The organism is Streptomyces chisholmiae (genome assembly GCF_031845445.1).
Taxonomy (GTDB): domain Bacteria; phylum Actinomycetota; class Actinomycetes; order Streptomycetales; family Streptomycetaceae; genus Streptomyces; species Streptomyces chisholmiae.
Window position 1 is genome coordinate 1 of record NZ_JAVREO010000096.1, and the last position, 489, is coordinate 489.

Below are 489 nucleotides of genomic sequence, written 5' to 3' on the forward strand. Positions count from 1 at the left end.
TCCCACCGGTACCCCGAGCACGGTGACCTTGCTGCCCGGGTAGATGCCGTTGATGTAGCCGAAGTCGGCGTGCACGGTCCGGGCCCGGTCGGTGCGGCCGAACACGTACCAGCCACCGGCGCCCACGACGAGGGTGATGATGAGAGCGAAGGCGACCCGTCTAGTCATCGGCACTCCCGCTGAACGTTGAGAAAGCACAACAGGTTGTCGGGCATCACCACGGACGGTGAGTTGACGTCGGCCCAGTTGCCGTTGCCGGTGGCGTTGGTGACCGCGCGGATCGCCGGGGGCATCTTCTGCAGGGTCTGGTCGATCTTGTCCACGTTGGCTTTCAAGGTTCCGGTGACCGCGGTGAGGCCGGCGATCAAACTGCCGAAATCTGCCTGCTTCTCGGTGTAGATCGCGGCCAGGTGCCGCATGATCGCGGTCAGATTGTGAACGATGTCCGTCAGTGCCTGACGGCGCGCCGCCAGTGAAGAAACGATGTAC

At 63.8% G+C, this 489-nt stretch carries 1 protein-coding gene; it reads right to left on the reverse strand.

The genetic code is table 11. From position 1 onward, the window contains the following. Positions 1-164: 164 nt before the first annotated feature. The coding region (locus RM844_RS32240) for a hypothetical protein (RefSeq protein ID WP_311670998.1) at positions 165-489 on the reverse strand (325 nt) is incomplete at its 5' end.